17 protein-coding genes are annotated in these 18,155 nt (G+C 65.6%); 14 read left to right on the forward strand and 3 right to left on the reverse strand.

Annotated features, from left to right (window positions below; genetic code table 11):
* Positions 1 to 91 precede the first annotated feature (91 nt).
* From ACKTSM_RS02970 to ACKTSM_RS03005, 8 genes are all read left to right on the forward strand, one after another.
* Positions 92 to 1,639, forward strand: coding sequence for a class I adenylate-forming enzyme family protein (locus ACKTSM_RS02970; protein ID WP_407875655.1), 1,548 nt, complete (start codon positions 92 to 94; stop codon positions 1,637 to 1,639).
* 465 nt (positions 1,640 to 2,104) lie between these two features.
* Positions 2,105 to 3,679: a glutamine-hydrolyzing GMP synthase gene (gene guaA / locus ACKTSM_RS02975; protein WP_407875656.1), complete on the forward strand. Its 1,575-nt coding sequence runs from the start codon at positions 2,105 to 2,107 to the stop codon at positions 3,677 to 3,679.
* An 89-nt stretch (positions 3,680 to 3,768) separates the two neighbouring features.
* Entirely contained in the window at positions 3,769 to 4,224 is a 456-nt protein-coding gene (locus ACKTSM_RS02980; protein WP_407875657.1) for a CHRD domain-containing protein, read from the forward strand.
* Between the two features lie 111 nt (positions 4,225 to 4,335).
* Complete coding sequence (locus tag ACKTSM_RS02985; RefSeq protein ID WP_407875658.1) at positions 4,336 to 4,950, forward strand: YceI family protein; 615 nt, start codon at positions 4,336 to 4,338, stop codon at positions 4,948 to 4,950.
* Positions 4,951 to 5,027: 77 nt separating this feature from the next.
* Positions 5,028 to 5,816, forward strand: a complete 789-nt coding sequence (locus ACKTSM_RS02990) for a hypothetical protein (RefSeq protein ID WP_407875659.1) — start codon at positions 5,028 to 5,030, stop codon at positions 5,814 to 5,816.
* 38 nt (positions 5,817 to 5,854) lie between these two features.
* Positions 5,855 to 6,532, forward strand: a complete 678-nt coding sequence (nth, locus tag ACKTSM_RS02995) for an endonuclease III domain-containing protein (RefSeq protein WP_407876406.1) — start codon at positions 5,855 to 5,857, stop codon at positions 6,530 to 6,532.
* A gap of 118 nt (positions 6,533 to 6,650) precedes the next feature.
* A complete protein-coding gene (locus ACKTSM_RS03000) occupies positions 6,651 to 7,628 on the forward strand; it encodes an NAD(P)H-dependent flavin oxidoreductase (RefSeq protein WP_407875660.1) in 978 nt (325 codons plus the stop codon).
* Positions 7,629 to 7,936: 308 nt separating this feature from the next.
* Positions 7,937 to 8,695 (forward strand): hypothetical protein, encoded by a 759-nt coding sequence (locus ACKTSM_RS03005; protein ID WP_407875661.1) that lies wholly within the window; start codon positions 7,937 to 7,939, stop codon positions 8,693 to 8,695.
* Positions 8,696 to 8,822: 127 nt separating this feature from the next.
* Here the strand turns inward: ACKTSM_RS03005 and ACKTSM_RS03010 are convergent, their stop codons facing one another.
* Both ACKTSM_RS03010 and ACKTSM_RS03015 read right to left on the reverse strand, forming a co-directional pair.
* Positions 8,823 to 9,290 carry a hypothetical protein gene (locus tag ACKTSM_RS03010; RefSeq protein ID WP_407875662.1) on the reverse strand — a complete coding sequence of 156 codons (468 nt, stop codon included), beginning with the start codon at positions 9,288 to 9,290 and terminating at the stop codon, positions 8,823 to 8,825.
* 142 nt (positions 9,291 to 9,432) lie between these two features.
* Positions 9,433 to 9,693 (reverse strand): zinc-finger domain-containing protein, encoded by a 261-nt coding sequence (locus ACKTSM_RS03015; RefSeq protein ID WP_407875663.1) that lies wholly within the window; start codon positions 9,691 to 9,693, stop codon positions 9,433 to 9,435.
* Between the two features lie 76 nt (positions 9,694 to 9,769).
* Between ACKTSM_RS03015 and ACKTSM_RS03020 the strand changes: the two genes are divergently transcribed.
* From ACKTSM_RS03020 to ACKTSM_RS03035, 4 genes are all read left to right on the forward strand, one after another.
* Positions 9,770 to 10,741, forward strand: coding sequence for an ABC transporter ATP-binding protein (locus tag ACKTSM_RS03020; RefSeq protein WP_407875664.1), 972 nt, complete (start codon positions 9,770 to 9,772; stop codon positions 10,739 to 10,741).
* A gap of 476 nt (positions 10,742 to 11,217) precedes the next feature.
* The gene (gene nadB, locus ACKTSM_RS03025; RefSeq protein WP_407875665.1) at positions 11,218 to 12,840 is read left to right on the forward strand and encodes an L-aspartate oxidase; all 1,623 of its coding nucleotides are present in this window, start codon (positions 11,218 to 11,220) and stop codon (positions 12,838 to 12,840) included.
* Positions 12,841 to 13,107: 267 nt separating this feature from the next.
* Positions 13,108 to 13,617, forward strand: a complete 510-nt coding sequence (locus ACKTSM_RS03030) for a TonB family protein (protein WP_407875666.1) — start codon at positions 13,108 to 13,110, stop codon at positions 13,615 to 13,617.
* Between the two features lie 241 nt (positions 13,618 to 13,858).
* Complete coding sequence (locus ACKTSM_RS03035) at positions 13,859 to 14,758, forward strand: alpha/beta fold hydrolase (RefSeq protein WP_407875667.1); 900 nt, start codon at positions 13,859 to 13,861, stop codon at positions 14,756 to 14,758.
* Positions 14,759 to 14,765: 7 nt separating this feature from the next.
* Here ACKTSM_RS03035 and ACKTSM_RS03040 read toward each other — a convergent pair whose 3' ends face one another.
* Positions 14,766 to 15,068: a hypothetical protein gene (locus tag ACKTSM_RS03040; RefSeq protein ID WP_407875668.1), complete on the reverse strand. Its 303-nt coding sequence runs from the start codon at positions 15,066 to 15,068 to the stop codon at positions 14,766 to 14,768.
* 572 nt (positions 15,069 to 15,640) lie between these two features.
* Between ACKTSM_RS03040 and ACKTSM_RS03045 the strand changes: the two genes are divergently transcribed.
* On the forward strand, positions 15,641 to 17,623 hold the full coding sequence (locus ACKTSM_RS03045) for a ribonucleoside-diphosphate reductase subunit alpha (RefSeq protein WP_407876407.1): 1,983 nt from the start codon (positions 15,641 to 15,643) through the stop codon (positions 17,621 to 17,623).
* Positions 17,624 to 17,768: 145 nt separating this feature from the next.
* Complete coding sequence (locus ACKTSM_RS03050) at positions 17,769 to 18,125, forward strand: PilZ domain-containing protein (RefSeq protein WP_407875669.1); 357 nt, start codon at positions 17,769 to 17,771, stop codon at positions 18,123 to 18,125.
* Positions 18,126 to 18,155: the final 30 nt, after the last annotated feature.

Here is an 18,155-nt window from a genome sequence, read left to right on the forward strand (position 1 = left end):
GGGCGGTGAACGCCCGGTGCTGGCCATTGGCAAAGAGCGGCCCTAGGCATCTTGGCGGGGCCATGAAAACGCGGCGGGAGACAAGCGGCAAATGCATCACAGGCTGAGCGAGCCATTCGGCAATTTTTCGCATATCCTCGCCCTCTGGGCCGAGCGCCAGCCCGGCAAGCCCGCCTTGCGCGACGAGGCCCGCACACTCAGCTGGGCCGAGCTCGACGCGCTCACCGCACGGATCGCGGCGAGGCTGGTCGAAACCGGCCTCGTGCGCGGGCAATCGGTGGCGATCCTCGGCACCAGCACGGTCAATTACGCGCTCGTCTTCCTTGCCGCGGTGCGCGCGGGCGGAGTGGCCGCGCCGCTCACCACCAGCGCTTCTGCCGAACAGCTTGCCGGGATGGTCGCCGATAGCGGCGCACGCCACCTGTTCATCGATGCCGCCAGGGCGAGCGAGCTTGGCCCCGGTTTCGCGCCCGGTTGCGCGCACGTCGCGCTCGAGGCGATCGATGGGTGGATGGCGCCCGGGGGTGCACAAGCGCCCGTCTTCGCGCCCGCGCCGGGCGACCCGTTCAACATCATCTATTCAAGCGGCACGACCGGCATTCCCAAGGGGATCGTCCATTCGCATGCAATGCGCTGGCGGCAATTCGCCGCGACTGCCGCATCCTATCTGGCCAGCGGCCTCGAAGTGCGCGCGCTCGCCTCGACCCCGCTCTATTCGAACACCACCATGGTCGCCTTCCTTGCCCCGCTGCTCGCGGGTGGGACCACCAGGATCATGGGCAAGTTCGATTGTGCGCGCTGGCTCGACCATGCCGAGACGGACCGCACCAACGTGACCATGCTGGTGCCGGTGCAATACCAGCGCTTGCTGGACGATCCCGGTTTCGACGCGGCGGACCTGTCGGCGCTCAAACTCAAATATTGCACCTCGGCCCCCTTCGCGCCGGCATTGAAGCGCGAAGTGCTCAGCCGGATGCCCGGCGCATTGATCGAGATCTACTCGATGACCGAGGGCGGGGTGGTTTGCCTGCTCGCGGCCCACGAATTTCCCGACAAGCTGCACACCGTCGGAAGGCCTGCTCCGGGAAGCGAGCTCAAAGTGCTCGACGACGATGACAACGAGGTGCCGCCGGGCGTTGCCGGCCACCTCGTCGGGCGCAGCCAGACCATGATGAGCGGCTACAAGAACCGTCCCGAGACAACCACCGAGGCGCAATGGGTCGACCCGCAAGGCGGGGTGTGGATGCGGATGGGCGATATCGGGCGCGTGGATGAAGACGGTTTCGTCGAGCTTGTCGGGCGCGCCAAGGACATGATCATATCGGGTGGCTTCAACATCTATCCCTGCGATCTCGAGGCCGAGCTCGAGAAGGAAGAGGATGTGATCGAGGCGGCGGTCGTGGGCGTGCCTTCGCGCCGATGGGGCGAGACGCCCGTCGGCTTCGTCACTGTGGCCGAGAGCGCGCGCGGCTGCGCCGATATCCTCGCCAGCGTCAATGCGCGGCTGGGCAGGACCCAGCGGTTGAGCGCCTTGCACAAGCTCGACGCGATGCCCCGCAGCCATATCGGCAAATTGCTCAAGAGCGCCTTGCGCGAGCGCGCCGAGGCCGAGATGCGCAAGGTGGAAGAAGAGGGATAGGGAGACGCGGCCACCATAAAGGGGGGGATGTGGTGGCCGCGTCTCGCCAACTGCCATGCCTGGTCCGGCTGGGGGGATGGCCGCGTTCGGGGAAACGCCGCCTGTGCCGGGCCCGTGACCTGATTGGCGGCAAATCGCGGGCGCGGGGGACGCCATCGGATCGGCTGGCCGGAACCTGGGCGATGGTGCTGGAAGTCACCATGGCCGCTCGGCGGCGGATCCTTGCGATTGCCTGCAGGTCGGCAAGCAGAAACGATGCGTGCGGGCGAGGAGAGAGAGGCCCGCAGCGCTTCGTTGATGGCCATATGCTGTTCGATTGCGCGAAACTCAAATGACAAAATCCGCAAATTGGTTGCGCAAAATGCAACTTGTCACCCGATCGGGCCATAGGCCCTGGCCGCGTGGCTGTTGCCTGAGGTCCCGGCGCGTCTTGCCAGCCTCACCGCACGCTCCTAATCCGCCGCCATGGACGCTGAGCACCTTCCCGACTCGATCCTGATTGTCGACTTTGGCAGCCAGGTGACCCAGCTGATCGCGCGCCGTGTGCGCGAGGCCGGGGTCTATTCCGAAATCGCGCCCTTCACCATGGCGCTCGAGGCTTTCGAACGGCTGAAGCCCAAGGGCATCATCCTTTCGGGTTCGCCCGCGAGCGTGCCCGACGAGGGATCGCCGCGCTGCCCGGACGAATTGTTCGAGGCCGGATTGCCGATCCTCGGCATCTGCTACGGCCAGCAGGTGATGACTGACCAGCTCGGCGGCGAGGTCCGCCCCGGCCACGAGACCGGAGAGGGCGGCGAATTCGGCCGCGCCTTCCTCACCGTGACCAAGAGCTGCGCGCTGTTCGACGGGCTGTGGCAGGAAGGCGAGCGCCACCAGGTGTGGATGAGCCACGGCGACAAGGTCACCCGCTTTGCCGACGGCTTCGAGATCGTCGCCACCTCCGACGGCGCGCCCTTTGCGGTGATCGCCGATGAAAAGCGCAAGTTCTACGGCACCCAGTTCCACCCCGAGGTCGTCCACACCCCCGATGGCGGCAAGCTGATCGCCAATTTCGTGCGCCATGTCTGCGGGCTCGCGGGCGACTGGACCATGGCCGAGTTCCGCAAGACAAAGATCGCCGAGATCCGCGAACAGGTCGGGACAGGACGCGTGATCTGCGGATTGTCGGGCGGGGTCGACAGCGCGGTCGCCGCGGTGCTGATCCACGAGGCGGTGGGCGACCAGCTCACCTGCGTCTATGTCGATCACGGCCTGATGCGCCAGGGCGAGACCGAGCAGGTCGTCTCGCTGTTCCGCAATTCCTACAATATCCCGCTTGTCGCGGTCGATGCCGAGGAAACCTTCCTCGCCGGGCTCAAGGGCGTCACCGACCCTGAGAAAAAGCGCAAGTTCATCGGCGGGGCCTTCATCGACCTGTTCGAGGCCGAGGCGAAGAAGGTCGGCGGGGCCGATTTCCTCGCTCAGGGCACGCTCTATCCCGACGTGATCGAGAGCGTCTCGTTCACCGGCGGGCCGAGCGTCACGATCAAGAGCCACCACAATGTCGGCGGGCTGCCCGAGCGCATGAACATGAAGCTGGTCGAGCCCTTGCGCGAATTGTTCAAGGACGAGGTCCGCGATCTCGGCCGCGAACTGGGCCTGCCCGAGGCATTTGTCGGACGCCATCCCTTCCCCGGACCCGGCCTTGCCATCCGCATTCCGGGCGAAGTGACCAAGGAACGCTGCGACATCCTGCGCAAGGCCGATGCGATCTACCTGGAAGAGATCCGCAATGCCGGGCTTTACGATGCGATCTGGCAGGCCTTCGCGGTGCTGCTTCCGGTCAAGACAGTGGGCGTGATGGGCGACGGGCGCACCTATGACAGCGTGTGCGGATTGCGCGCGGTAACATCGACCGACGGGATGACGGCGGATGTCTATCCCTTCGATGCCGCCTTCCTCACCCAGGTCGCGACCCGCATCGTCAACGAGGTCAAGGGCATCAACCGCGTGGTCTACGACTATACCAGCAAACCGCCCGGCACGATCGAGTGGGAATAGCGGCCGCCCGTCGCTGACGCGGAACTCGGAGCATGGTCGAGGTGTTGCTTCCAGTGGTGGATGAACAAGTCCAACCACAGGAGAGACACATGACCCCCATCAAGACCATCCTCGCTGCCACGGCAGCTCTCGGCGCGACGGCGCTTGCCGGCTGCGCGACGCTCGAGGAAGCCATCGCCGAGGAAACCGGCGAGACCTATTACGCCACGCTCACCGGCGCGCAGGAAGTCGGGCCGGGCGATCCCGACGGTGCGGGCGAGGCCGAGATCACGATCAGCAACACGCTCGACCAGGTGTGCTGGGACCTCAACAATATCCGCAATATCGGACCCATCACCGCGGCGCATATCCACATGGGCGCAGCCGGCACCAACGGTCCGCCGGTCTTCACCCTGCGCCGCGCCGAAGAAGGCGGCTACAAGGGCTGCACCGATCTCGACGAATGGGCGCAGGACCGGATCGAGGGCAATCCGCAAGACTTCTATGTCAACGTCCATACAGAGCAATATCCCGCCGGTGCGATCCGCGGCCAGCTGAGCCGCTGACGCGCGAGCCATACGCGCAAGAGGCGGGCGCACGAGGCATCGGCTTTGTGCGCCCGCCTTGTATTTGTTAGGCAGCGCGAAACACCCGTTTCGTGCCTTGCAGGACCGATCATGACCCTTTCACTGCGCGCATTTGCCGCCTCGCTCATCCTCCTTGTCTGTTCCGCCTGTTCGCAGGACCCCGCGGACCACGAACCGGTCACGCAGGACAGCTGGATCGTCGACAGCGCCGCCTCGCGGGTCGAATATGTCTCGGTCAAGGCGGGCGATGTCGTCGAGGCGAACCATTTCGAGGCGGTGAGCGGTTCGGTCGCTCCCGGCGGCGAGGCGCGGATCGCGATCGACCTTGCAAGCGTGTCGACCGGCATCGACATCCGCGACGAGAGGATGCGCGGTATCTTCTTCGACACCGCCAGCTATCCCGAAGCACTGGTCACCGCGCAGGTCGACCCGGCGGCTCTCGCGGCGCTCGGGCCCGGCGACAGCCGGACGATGACCCTGGATGGCACTCTCGCGATCAAGGGGGTCGCAGCGCCCTTTCAAGCGCCGGTCAAGGTCAGCCGGACCGGCGCCGACACGGTGCTGGTCGAATCCACCGCGCCGGTGATCGTCGATGCTGCCGATCTCGAACTGGCTTCCGGCCTCGCCCGGCTCCAGCAGATCGCCGGGCTGCCCTCGATCTCACCGCTGGTGCCGGTCACGTTCTCGCTGAACTTCACCCGCTAGGATCGGGCCCGCACAGGATTGCGAAACCCGCGCCGAGGCGGCATGAGACGCGGCGACACGAATAGCGGGACACGACAATGAGCTGGGAAGACCAATTCGCCGAAGGCGCCGACCGCGAAGAGGCCGAGGCGCGGGGAAAATCGCGCAGCGTGACGGTCGGCTGGACGGTGCGCTTTCCGCAAGGGGGCGATGCGATCTGGTCGCCGCCCAGGCCCTTCAGCCGCAAGGACCCCAAGCCCGCTTCGGCGAAATCGGTCCAGGTGTGCCCGGCCGCGATCGATTTCGACCGGCGGCATTTCGTCATTCCCTGCCCGATCGACCTGACCTTGTCCTTCGGGCGGCAGGCCAATGGGCAATTGCAGCTGCTCGATGCCGATGGCGAGAAATCGGCGATGCGCCCGCAGGGCCGCGCCAACATGCTCATGCTGCATCCCAAGAACGAATGGCGCCACCCCGATCGCCCGATCATCCAGATCACCGCGCCCTATGTCTTTGTCGCCGACGAACCGGCCTATGTGGTGCAGACCGCGCCCTATCTCGATTATTTCCCCACCCCGCGCCCCGGCGTTCAGATGGGCGGGCGCTTTCCGATCCATATCTGGCCGCGCCCCTTAAGCTGGGGTTTCGAATGGCACGACGTGACCAAGCCGCTGGTGCTCAAGCGCGGCGAGCCGTGGTTCTATGTCCGCTTCGAGACCGAGAATCCGGCCGCCCATGTCCGGCTGGTCGAACAGGAAATGACGGGCGAGCTCGAGAAATATCTCGATTCGATCGTCGATGTCTCGAACTACGTGAACAAGACCTATTCGATGTTCGGCGAAGCGCGCCGCATCCGGCCCGACCGCCTGCTCAAGCCCAGGGGCTGAACCGGGAACCGGCAGGCGGCCCCGCTCGCTTGGCCTGTATGCTGAGCGAAGACGAGGTCGAAGAGGTCTATCGCCGCCTTTCGAAGGCGATGCCTGGGCGCACGCGCGGGGCCAAGGGGCCCAAGGGCCAGCCCAGTGCCTTTCGATCGTGCATCTCCTGCATGCTCTCGGCCCAGTCGCGCGACCGCAACACCGCTGCCGCCACCCGCGCCCTGTTCGCTCTCGCCAGAACGCCCGAGGCGATGCTCGGCCTCGATGATGCGGTCATCGCTGCCGCGATCAAGCCCGCGGGCCTTTACAACATGAAGACGCGCAATATCCGCAAGTTCTGCGAGGCGCTGCTCGCGACCCATGGCGGGCGGGTGCCCGACACGCGCGAGGCATTGATGGCGCTTCCCGGGATAGGCCGCAAATGCGCCGATATCGTGTTGAGCTTCACTTTCGGGCGCGATGTCATCGCGGTCGATACCCATGTCCACCGGCTCGCCAACCGGCTCGGCATGACAGAGGCGAAGACCGCCGACAGGACCGCCGCCCAGCTCGAGGACCGCAGCCCCGACTGGGCGAAGCGCGACGGGCATTTCTGGCTGATCCAGTTCGCCAAGCGGGTATGCCGCGCTCGCGTGCCCAAATGCGATATCTGCGTGCTCAGCGACCTGTGCGAGACCGGACCGATCGCGCGCGGCCCGCAGCAGGAAACTGCGCCCGCGCGCTGACGCTACGGCGCGCTGCGTCACTTTAGCGGACAAGCAAGAGCGCGCTTGCACGCGCGGCGCTTTTGCGCTTGTCTTGCGTCGCAAAGTGCAACCCAATTTCGAACAAGGACGCCTGCCCATGAAGACCGCCATCACCGAAATGTTCGGCATCGAGCACCCGATCATCCAGGGCGGGATGCACTATGTCGGCTTTGCCGAGATGGCGGCGGCGGTTTCGAATGCGGGCGGACTGGGGATCATTACCGGGCTCACCCAGGGCACGCCCGAAAAGCTCGCCAACGAGATCGCGCGCTGCAAGGACATGACCGACAAGCCCTTCGGCGTGAACATCACCTTCCTGCCGAGCCTGACGCCGCCCGACTATCCCGGCCTCGTCAAGGTCATCATCGATGCCGGCGTGCCGGTGGTCGAGACCGCCGGGCGCAACCCGGCCCAGGTGCTGCCCGCGCTCAAGGATGCCGGCATCAAGGTGATCCACAAATGCACCAGCGTGCGCCATTCGCTCAAAGCGCAGGAAATCGGCTGCGACGCGGTAAGCGTCGACGGCTTCGAATGCGGCGGCCATCCGGGCGAGGACGACATTCCCAATTTCATCCTGCTGCCGCGCGCCGCCGACGAGCTGGAAATCCCCTTCGTCTCGAGCGGGGGCATGGCCGACGGGCGCAGCCTGGTCGCCAGCATCGCCATGGGCGCAGAGGGCATGAACATGGGCACCCGCTTCATCGCCACGAAAGAGGCGCCGGTGCACGAAAACGTCAAGCGCGCGATCATCGAGGCGAGCGAACTCGACACGCGGCTCGTCATGCGCCCGCTGCGCAACACCGAGCGGGTGATGAACAACGCGGCGGTCGAACGCCTGCTCGAAAAGGAGAAGGAGCTGGGCGACGCGCTGACGATCCAGGACATCCTTCCCGAGGTCGCGGGCGTCTATCCCTCGATCATGATGGAAGGCGACATGGACAAGGGCGCGTGGAGCTGCGGCATGGTCGCGGGGCTGATCGACGACATCCCCACCTGCCAGGAACTGATCGACCGGATCATGACTCAGGCCGAGGACATCATCCGCAAGCGCATGGGCGCGATGCTCGACGGGTGATTCGCAAGGCGCGGGCGATTGGCTGCGCGCACCGAATCGCCCTTGTCGCAGGAACGAGGCAGGTGGATAGGGGCAGGCGGAAACCCGCGCACACCGGGTGATCGCGTGCGCCTGCCTCCGCACGAACCCTTAACGCGCCAATACGTAGCCATCCGAATTAAAACCGCGCGGCAATCAGGTATATTACGGATATCGCCTCACGCCGCGCCCCTCTACCAAACGCGCCAACGTGATGGGGATCAGAACACATTGGCAGGGCTGCGATGCGCAGGCTTGTGCACGGGGGAGAGGTGCGAATGGTTCATGTCTTGGCTTTTTCCCTGTGGGCGATCTCGCTCGCAATGGCCTTTGCGATCGGCTGGATCGTCGCCCCCGGGTCCGGGCCGGACGCTGCCAATGGCCCGCTGCTCGGCGAAGCGCAGCACAATGACGATGCCGCCGGCTTCTTCACTCTCGCCGTCGCTCCCAAGATCGCCCCACCGCAAGCCGCGCCGAAAGGAACGGCGCGCACCGACGGTGACGAGGCGGAGCAGACCCCGGGCCTTGCCGCATCGCGCGCGCAGCGTCCGGCCTTTGCGGATATTGTGCCGCTCAACACCGCCATCCAGGCCCGCTCACCCGCGATCCGCATGGCCGCTCCCGCGCCCGCGCCGCAACCTATGCTGGAAAGCGGACAGGTTTCGGTCTTCGACTGGCCCGGGGCCCGATCCCCCGCCGGAACACCAGCCGAAGCCCACGCGCTGACACCACCGCAAGACCGGTTCGCCGCCATGCCGCCGCTCCACGAGGTCCGCGCCGAGGCCGAGGCGATCCGCGGGGCGGTGAATGTCTGGCAATGGCCCGAATTCGAGGCTTACCGCGCGCAGCTGATGGCGGGTGCCGACCAGGAATGCCGCGATGTGCTGGCGCATTTTCGCGAAGCGGTCCGCGCGCTCGACAATATCGAGACCGACCCGCTCATCGCTGGCCGCGCCCCGCAGACAGACCTTGCCCGGCGCGCGCACGAAGAGCGCCAACTCACGCTGGCCTTGCCGCAGCGTGCCGCGCCTGTCGGCGAAAACACCTGATCACCCGCCCCCAGGCGAAAAGCCCCGGACGCCATGAGGGCGGTCCGGGGCCTCTTGATGGAATGCAGGTGCTTGCCCGACCATCCCCCGCGACCAGAGCGGGGACGAAGCCGGCGGCGCGAGGCTTCTAGCCGTCGCTGTCCTCGACCCGGGTATAGGGCACGAATTTCTCGAAGAAGACCGCGCCGGTGAAGAAGCCGAGGAACGGGTCGATGGTGGTCACCACGTCCTGGCGGCAGATCTGGCTGGCATTGAACCGGCGCGAGACCATCGCGTCGCGGCTGTCGATGTCCTCGGGACTGGTGGTGCGCTGGACATAGATCGTGCGGCCGCTGCCATAGACGATCGCGGTCTCGTCGATCACGGTCATCCGTTCGCTCATGCGCTGGCGGATGCAGTTCTGCGGTTCGCCCGCGACGCGGCCATCGAGCATTTCGGCAAGCCGCTGCTCGCCCTTGCTCATTTCGCTGTCCATCCCGGCGCGGTCATCGGCCATCGCGGCAGGCGCGGCGAACAGCGCGAGAGCGGCAAGGCCCGTGGCGCTCGCGGCGAGCGAGCCGGTCTTGCGGGTGGTTGTGGTGATCGTGTCAGTCATGGCGCACATCTCCGGTTTCGGGGCGACCTGCAGAGCATAGACACGCTCGCTGAACGCGCGCTGACTCGATCCGCTGCACGCGGTGGGGCGTGGGACGGGGCGCGCGGGAGCGGGCGCTCAGCGCCACATCGCCGCGCCGCCCTCAGCGATGGCCGGGATCGGCGCCTTCGGAAATGTCGGGCAAGGCGGCCTGGTCGATGCCGTCGGCAGGCCCGCCTTCGAGCACGAAACGGCGGTCGCAATAGCCGCAATCGACATAGCCGTGCTCGTCGATCTCGAGATAGATGCGCGGATGGCCGAGCGCCGCGGGGCGAAACCCTGCGCCGCCGCGGATCTGGGTCGCCCCGTCGCAGCTGACGCGGCGCGAGGTGACACGGATCACTTCGGGTGGAGGCACGTTCATGGGTCAAGCGATTAGTCGCAGCGTGCGGCGAATTCAACTGGCTATGACGCGCGCGGCTGATTAAGGCTGCGCCGCCATGAACCCACCTGCCATCCGGATCGACGACCTGCGCAAGGTCTATGCCCCGCCCAAGGGCGCAAAAGGCGCGGACGCGCAAGGCAAGCTCGCGCTCGACGGGGTCAGTTTCGACGTGCCCGAAGGCTCGATCTTCGGCCTGCTCGGCCCCAATGGCGCGGGCAAGTCGACGCTGATCAACATCCTTGCAGGGCTGGTCAACAAGACCTCCGGATCGGCCGAGATCTGGGGCTTCGACATCGACACCGCTCGCCGCAATGCCAGCCGCGCGATCGGGATCGTTCCGCAGGAGATCGTCTTCGATCCCTTCTTCACGCCCTTCGAAGTGCTCGAGAACCAAGGCGGTTTCTACGGCATCCCCAAGGCGCACAGGCGCAGCGAGGAACTGCTCGCGGCCGTGCGCCTGTCGGACAAGCGCGATGCCTATGCGCGCACGCTTTCGGGCGGGATGAAGCGCCGCCTGCTGGTCGCCAAGGCGATGGTCCATTCGCCCCCGATCCTGGTGCTCGACGAACCCACTGCCGGGGTCGATGTCGAATTGCGCCGCCAGCTCTGGGACCTCGTCACCGCGATGAACCGCGAAGGGGTGACGGTGGTCCTGACCACGCATTACCTCGAGGAAGCCGAGGAATTGTGCGACCGGATCGCGATCATCGATCACGGCCGGCTGATCGCCAACAAGCCTACCCGCGAACTGGTCGACATGGCGCGCGAGAAGATCGTCGCGGTGACGGTCGCCGATGACCTGGCCGCCGCGCCCTCGCACGAGGCGTTCCACAAGGTCGAGCAGACCGGCCCCCGCGGGGTCGAGGTCACCTATGACAAGGACCAGCTGAGCGCGGGTCAGGTGCTGGCCATCCTCCAGCAGCAGGGGCTCACGATCGAAGACGTAACGACTCGAGAAGCCGATCTCGAGGACGTGTTCGTGCAGCTGACCGGCTCGGGCGGCGACGCGGCCGCGCAGGCGGGCTAGCCGCCGGGTTCGCAGCCTTCCCGTCCGCGCATGCCGGCATGCGGCGGCGGGCGAGCCAATATCCCGATGCCACCCGGCGGATCGCTCCGCCGCAATGGCGGCACGCGCCCGTCCAGTGGCTGCCATCCCATTCGACGCCGCGCCGCAGCGGTGCGTGACGCCCGAACAGGCACAGCAGCCTGCCCAATACGCCTCCCATGGCGCCCCCCCTTTGCCGCGCGCTGCGGCTTCATGGGGGGACCGACGCGGCCCATGCCGTGACGGTCCCCACCGGACGGGCTGCGACCCATGCGACCCGGGGAGAATCATCTAGCTGCCAGCGCGATTCCGGAGGCATTAAAATTTCATCAAAAGGGCTTCGGCCTCGCATTTGCTGTCCGCGCGCAGCCATGGTCGCCGGGGTGATGGCCCTGGTGGCCGCTCGGTGATGACCGCGCGACTTGCCACGCCCGAATGCAGCCGCCATGGAACCGCGAATGGCCAACCCATCCTATCAGGACGCCGATCCCGACGCGCATGATGTCATCGTCATCGGCTCGGGTGCTGCCGGGCTGACGGCCGCGCTCGAACTTGCCACCCGGCTCCGCGTGCTGGTGCTCGCCAAGGGTTCGCTGACCAGCGGATCGACCGCCTGGGCGCAGGGCGGGATCGCCGCGGTGCTCGACGAAGGCGACACTTTCGAGAATCACGTGCGCGACACCATGGTCGCCGGCGCCGGGCTCAACGATATCGCCACGGTCGAATTCGTGATCGAGGGCGCCCCGCAGGCGATCGACCGCTTGTGCGAGCTGGGCGTGCCGTTCAACCGCGAGAAGATCGAAGGCGAAAGCGCGCTTCACCTGACCCGCGAAGGCGGCCATTCGCACCGCCGGATCGTCCATGTCGACGATGCGACCGGCTGGGCGGTGCAATCGGCGCTGCTCAAGGCGGCCGAGGACAATCCCAATATCACCATGCTCGACGGGCGCACCGCGATCGATTTCATCACCGATCGCCACCGCGAGAATTTCTCCGCCGCGGGCCGGGTCTGGGGTGTCTATGCGCTCGACGAGAAGACCGGCCGGGTCGAACGCCACGTCGCGCGCGCCACCGTGCTGGCAGCGGGCGGGGCGGGCCGGGTCTACCAGTTCTCGACCGCGCCGCGCGGCGCGACAGGCGACGGGATCGCGATGGCTTGGCGGGCGGGCGCGCGGGTCTCCAACATGGAGATGATGCAGTTCCACCCGACCTGCCTCTACAATCTCGAGGTCAAGAACTTCCTCATCACCGAGGCGGTGCGCGGCGAAGGCGGCCACCTGCTCCACCCGGAGACCGGCCACCGCTTCATGGCGGATTATGACAAGGAACGCATGGAGCTGGCCCCGCGCGATGTCGTGGCCCGCGCGATCGATGACCAGATCAAGCGTTTCGGGCTCGACTATGTCCATCTCGACATCAGCCACAAGCCCGCCGATTTCGTGCGCGCGCATTTCCCGACGATCCACGAAAAGCTGTCGGGGCTGGGGATCGACATGACCAGGGAGCCGATCCCGGTCGTGCCCGCGCAGCATTACACCTGCGGCGGGGTGGTGGTGGACCTTGCCGCGCGCACTGACCTTCCCGGCCTGTGGGCGGCGGGCGAATGCACCGAGAGCGGGCTTCACGGCGCCAACCGGCTGGCGTCGAACTCGCTGCTCGAATGCTTTGTCTTCGGCGAGGCGGCGGCGCGCGACATCCTTGCCGAGTGGGACGATCTCGACGGCCCTCCCGCCATCCTGCCCTGGGACGAGAGCCGGGTGTCGGATTCGGACGAGCAGGTGGTGATCAAGCAGAACTGGACCGAGATCCGCCGCTTCATGTGGAATTATGTCGGGATCGTGCGGACCACCAAGAGGCTCGAACGCGCGGCGCGGCGGATCGAACTGCTCAGCCGCGAGGTCGAGGAATATTACGGCAGCTTCGTTGTTACCACCGACCTGATCGAATTGCGCAACCTGCTCCAGGCGGCCGAGCTGATCGTGCGTTCCGCGCTCGAGCGCAAGGAGAGCCGGGGGCTGCATTTCACCCTCGACCATCCCGAAACCGATCCCGTGCCGCGCGACACCGTGCTGGTGCCCTGACCGGTCGTTAGGGAATTTGTCGGGCCTGATTGGTCGTTTGTCGCTCCGACAGGCGGCTTGCACGACACAATCGGCGGTTCACAGAAGGTCGTTTGAAACAATCGTGCTTGCCTGCCAGTTTGCAATCGGACGCCGAGGGACCCCGAACCGTTTTTCCCCAAAGCGCCTGATCGACTGAGAAGTGCCGAGACCTGCGGGTATGGGCTGATGCCCTGCTGCTCGAATGTTTCAGCCGATCATCCGATTTTGAACGAAAAGGATGATCTCATGACGACCCCCAAGACCGCTTTCGCATTCCTTCCCGCTCTCGCGCTGGCCGCTATGGTTCCGCTCGCCTCGGCCGCCCAGGCCGGCGAGAACTCGGACGACATCGTGGTGACCGTGAAGAGCGAGCTGGCCCAGTGGCAGGCCGATACCGGCCGCGCTCTCGACCGGGCGCTTGCACGCAATCCCTTCGAACGCACCTCCAAGCCAGGATCGGGCGTGGTCCAGGTGACCTTCACGCTGGGCGCGGACGGAAAACCGACCGACATCGCGCTCTACGACAGCTCGGCCGATTTCACCGCCGAACGCTCGGCGATGCGCGCGGTGCGCCGCCTCGGCGATCTCAGCGACGTGCCGGTCCGCAATGCGCAGGGTGCGCAATTCCTCGCCAATATCGTCTTCGCTGACAGCGTGGCCGAGCATGACGCGCTGATCGCATCGCTCGAACAGTCCGAGCGCGCGCGGCTCGCTTCGGGAACGGTCGAGAGCACCTATATCGCTCTTGGTGGCTAGCAGCCCCTTGCCCCCTTAACGCCCAGTCCCCCCCTGGCGAGCCCATCTGCCCCGTTGCACCCCGGCCGGACCCCGGCACAGGTGCGGCGGGGCAGACCTTTTTGAAGGCACATCGGATTGTCCGCAGGCGCAGGCGGCTATGCGCTTGATCTTGTCGGACAAAAAGGCTTTGGTCCCGCCCGGGTCGGCATCAAATCCCTATCGAGGGAAGCCCCGCAAGAGGGCATGCGAGGAGCAATCTATGCCGCTTATCGGTGCGAACGGGATCGAGCTGTTCTACGAAGAGCACGGCAATCCCGACCACGAGGCGATCCTGCTGGTCATGGGGCTGGGCGCCCAGATGACGCTGTGGCCGGACGAATTCGTCGCCGCACTGGTGGCGCGCAAGTTCCGCGTCATCCGCTATGACAACCGCGATATCGGCCTCTCGCAGAAAATGGACGGGGCCAGGGCGCCGGGCATGATCTACCAGATGCTGCGCAAGCGGATCGGCTGGCCTGCGCGCGTGCCCTATACGCTCTCCGACATGGCCGATGACGGGATCGGCCTGCTCGATGCGCTGGGAATCGCGCGAGCGCATGTCGTGGGCGCGTCGATGGGCGGGATGATCGCGCAGCTGATGGCGGTCAATCACGGCGAGCGGCTGATCTCGCTCACCTCGATCATGTCTACCACCGGCAATCCCGGCCTGCCCCAAGCGGAAAAGGAAGCGCTGAACGCGCTGACCGCCCCTCTCGCCGCGCTCGACGAGGACACCGTGGTCGAGCACACGCTCAATATCGGGCGCAATATCGGCAGCCCGGGCTTTCCCCCCGATCCCGACGAGGCGCGCGCGCGCGTGCTGAAGAACGTGCGACGCAGTGTCTATCCCGAGGGCCTGCCGCGCCAGCTTGCCGCGATCATCGACGATGGCTGCCGCCGCACCCGGTTGGCGCGGATCACCACGCCCACCCTCGTGCTTCACGGCGAAGACGATCCGCTGGTCAAGCTCGAAGCGGGCAAGGACACCGCGAAGCACATTCCCGGTGCCCGGCTGGTGACGATTCCGGGCTGGGGACACGACCTGCCGACCGAACTGATCGGTCGCCTGTCCGACGAGATTGCGCTCCACGCCCGCGCGGCGCGCGCAGCCACGCCCTGATCGAATCTCAGGCGGGCGGGTCGTTGCCGTCTGCTCCTCGCCCGTCCTCCTCGCGCTCTTGCTCCGCTTCTGCTTCCAGTTGCTTGCGGCGCTTGCCGAGCGCGGGATGGACGAAGCCCCACCAGCCGAAATTCCAAGCGCCGGCGAGCACCCAGGAATTGCGATCGGTGATGTAAGGCACTTCGGGGATCGGCACTTGCGGGATCCATGACAGCGACGCGATTCCCAGCCACGCCCAGCCGATTCCCGCGATCAGGCGTTCATGGCGTTCGCCAAACGCGATCATCCGGTCGAGCAGCGTGTTCACCATGGCCGGCCCCCTTTACCATCTGGCACCGCAAGATTGTGTCGCATGCCGAGGCAAATGATTCAGCCATTGATTCGAAAGATTCAATCACCAAATTTTTCTTCACAGATTCAGTTTGGGGCTTGCGGACTGCGCGACTCTAGCTTTTCCCACGCGTCGCTGCACTGCAACATGAAAAAATCACCCGCTGCGATCACGAATCAGGGTTAATCACCCGTTGACGCTGAATCGCTGCTGATTCATTATCTGGTGGTTCGGTTCGGGATGGACCCCCAAATGCTGGTAATCGCCCCTGGCGCCCCCCTCGTGCGGCGCGCCACGGTCCGGTGCCGCCGGCATCCACGGGGAGCAGAGCGAAAGCGAGCAGGGCGACCTCGATGGACGAGGCCCGGACATGCGGTTGGGGACAAACGCAGGGGCAAGGCTGTCGATAGGTTTGTGCAGAACAGAATCGGAACAAAGGCGCTTTTCCGCTAGAAGAGCAAGTGCCCGGGCCGATTCGATGGACGCGAGACGGGGCGACGATGGAATTCAAGGCGAGTGATGAAGTGCTGAGCGATGCAGAAACCGGCGACATGCCGCAGGCGACCGACACGAAGTCGCCGAAAACCGAACAGGAAAAGGCCGTGAGCATGGACAAGGCTGACAATGGCAGCGAGGAATTGATCGCGGCCAAGAGCGCCGAAGCGCTCGCAGGCGCGGTCGGCGCAGCTGCCAAGGCGGCCAGCGACGATGCGTCCGATTCCAAGAAGGTCAATGCCCGCCGCTTCGACATCGAGATCGACGAGAGCCGCGATGCCAACCTGACCGAATTCGGCAAGGAAACGCTCGAGGATCGCTACCTGCTCCCGGGCGAGAAATACCAGGACCTGTTCGCGCGCGTTGCCGATGCCTATGCCGACGACCAGGCCCACGCCCAGCGTCTCTACGACTATATCTCGAACCTGTGGTTCATGCCCGCGACCCCGGTGCTCTCGAATGGCGGCACCAATCGCGGCCTGCCGATCAGCTGCTATCTCAACTCGGTCTCCGACAGCCTCGACGGGATCGTCAATACCTGGAACGAGAATGTCTGGCTCGCCTCGAAAGGCGGCGGGATCGGCACCTATTGGGGCAATGTCCGCGGGATCGGCGAGCCGGTCGGCCTCAACGGCAAGACCAGCGGCATCATCCCCTTCGTGCGCGTCATGGACTCGCTCACCCTGGCGATCTCGCAAGGCTCGCTGCGGCGCGGTTCGGCGGCGTGCTATCTCGACGTCAGCCACCCTGAGATCGAGGAGTTCCTCGAGATCCGCAAGCCATCCGGAGACTTCAACCGCAAGGCGCTGAACCTCCATCACGGCGTGCTGCTCACCGACGATTTCATGGAAGCGGTGCGCGACGGGGCCGAGTTCGAACTCAAATCGCCCAAGGATGGCAGCGTGCGCGGCACCGTCGATGCGCGCTCGCTGTTCCAGAAGCTGGTCGAATGCCGGCTTGCGACGGGTGAGCCCTATATCGTCTTTTCCGACACCGTGAACCGCATGATGCCCAAGCATCACCGCGATCTCGGGCTCAAGGTCTCGACCTCGAACCTGTGCTCGGAAATCACCCTGCCGACCGGCATCGACCATCTCGGCAATGATCGCACCGCGGTGTGCTGCCTGTCCTCGCTCAACCTTGAAAAATGGGACGAGTGGAACGGCGACAAGCAGTTCATCGAGGATGTCATGCGCTTCCTCGACAATGTCCTTCAGGACTATATCGACCGCGCGCCCGACGAGATGGCCCGCGCCAAGTATTCGGCCGAGCGCGAGCGCAGCGTCGGCCTCGGCGTGATGGGCTTCCACTCCTTCCTGCAGTCGAAGGGGCTGGGCTTTGAAAGCGCGATGGCCAAGGCGATGAACCTCAAGATGTTCAAGCACATCCAGGCCAAGGCGTCCGAGGCATCGATGCTGCTCGCGCAGGAGCGCGGGCCGTGCCCCGATGCCGCCGACATGGGCGCGATGGAGCGTTTCAGCTGCAAGATGGCGATCGCGCCGACCGCGTCGATCTCGATCATCTGCGGCGGCACCAGCGCCTGCATCGAGCCGATCCCGGCGAATATCTACACCCACAAGACGCTGTCGGGTTCGTTCATCGTCAAGAACCCGTATCTGGAAAAGCTGCTCGACAAGAAGAGCAAGAACTCGACCAATGTCTGGAACTCGATCCTCGAGAAGGGGGGCAGCGTCCAGCATCTCGATTTCCTCACCGAGGAGGAAAAGGCGAGCTTCAAGACCAGCTTCGAGATCGACCAGCGCTGGCTGCTCGAATTCGCCGCCGACCGCGCGCCCTATATCGACCAGGCGCAGTCGCTGAACCTGTTCATCCCCGCCGATGTCGACAAGTGGGACCTGATGATGCTGCACTTCCAGGCGTGGGAAAAGGGCATCAAGTCGCTCTATTACCTCCGCTCGAAATCGGTCCAGCGCGCAGGATTCGCCGGCGGGGTCGAGGCCGACAACACCGCCGATGCAGCGAAATACGAGCTTGCCGCCGAGCAGACCGATTACGAGGAATGCCTGAGCTGCCAGTAGCTTGGGCGGGCCCGGGCAGGGTTGACCCGGAAAACCGGCACGCGATACCGCCCCCGCAAGGCTCCGCGCCTTGCGGGGGTCCTCGTATGGGGCCGTGGCGCGCATTTTACCGCGTTTTAACAGCGCCGCGCCTAGTCTTGCGCCCATGCGGACCCGATCGAACACGCGCAAGCCTATCACCATTCCCGGGCGGTATTTCACCGGTCTCGGGACGCCCGAGGACGTGGCGATCGCGGACCTGTCGCCCGGCGGTTGCCGGTTCGCCTCGCGCGCGCGCCGGATAGCACCGGGCAGCCCGATCCAGATCTTCATCGGCGCAGCAGGCCCCTATCAGGCGGTGGTCAAATGGGTCGAGGCGGGCGAAATCGGCGCCGCCTTCAGCCACCCGCTGGGCGATGACGAGTTCCGCCAGTTCCAATCGACCCACGTGCCCGATCGCGCTTCCGAGGTAATCACGGGCGAGTTCGTGGATACGCGCTCGATGCCCCAGCGTTTATGCTGACACGCGCGAAGCCCCGCGCGGCGGCTCTCG

It is taken from the genome of Qipengyuania nanhaisediminis (assembly GCF_045862805.1).
GTDB classification, from domain to species: domain Bacteria; phylum Pseudomonadota; class Alphaproteobacteria; order Sphingomonadales; family Sphingomonadaceae; genus Erythrobacter; species Erythrobacter nanhaisediminis_A.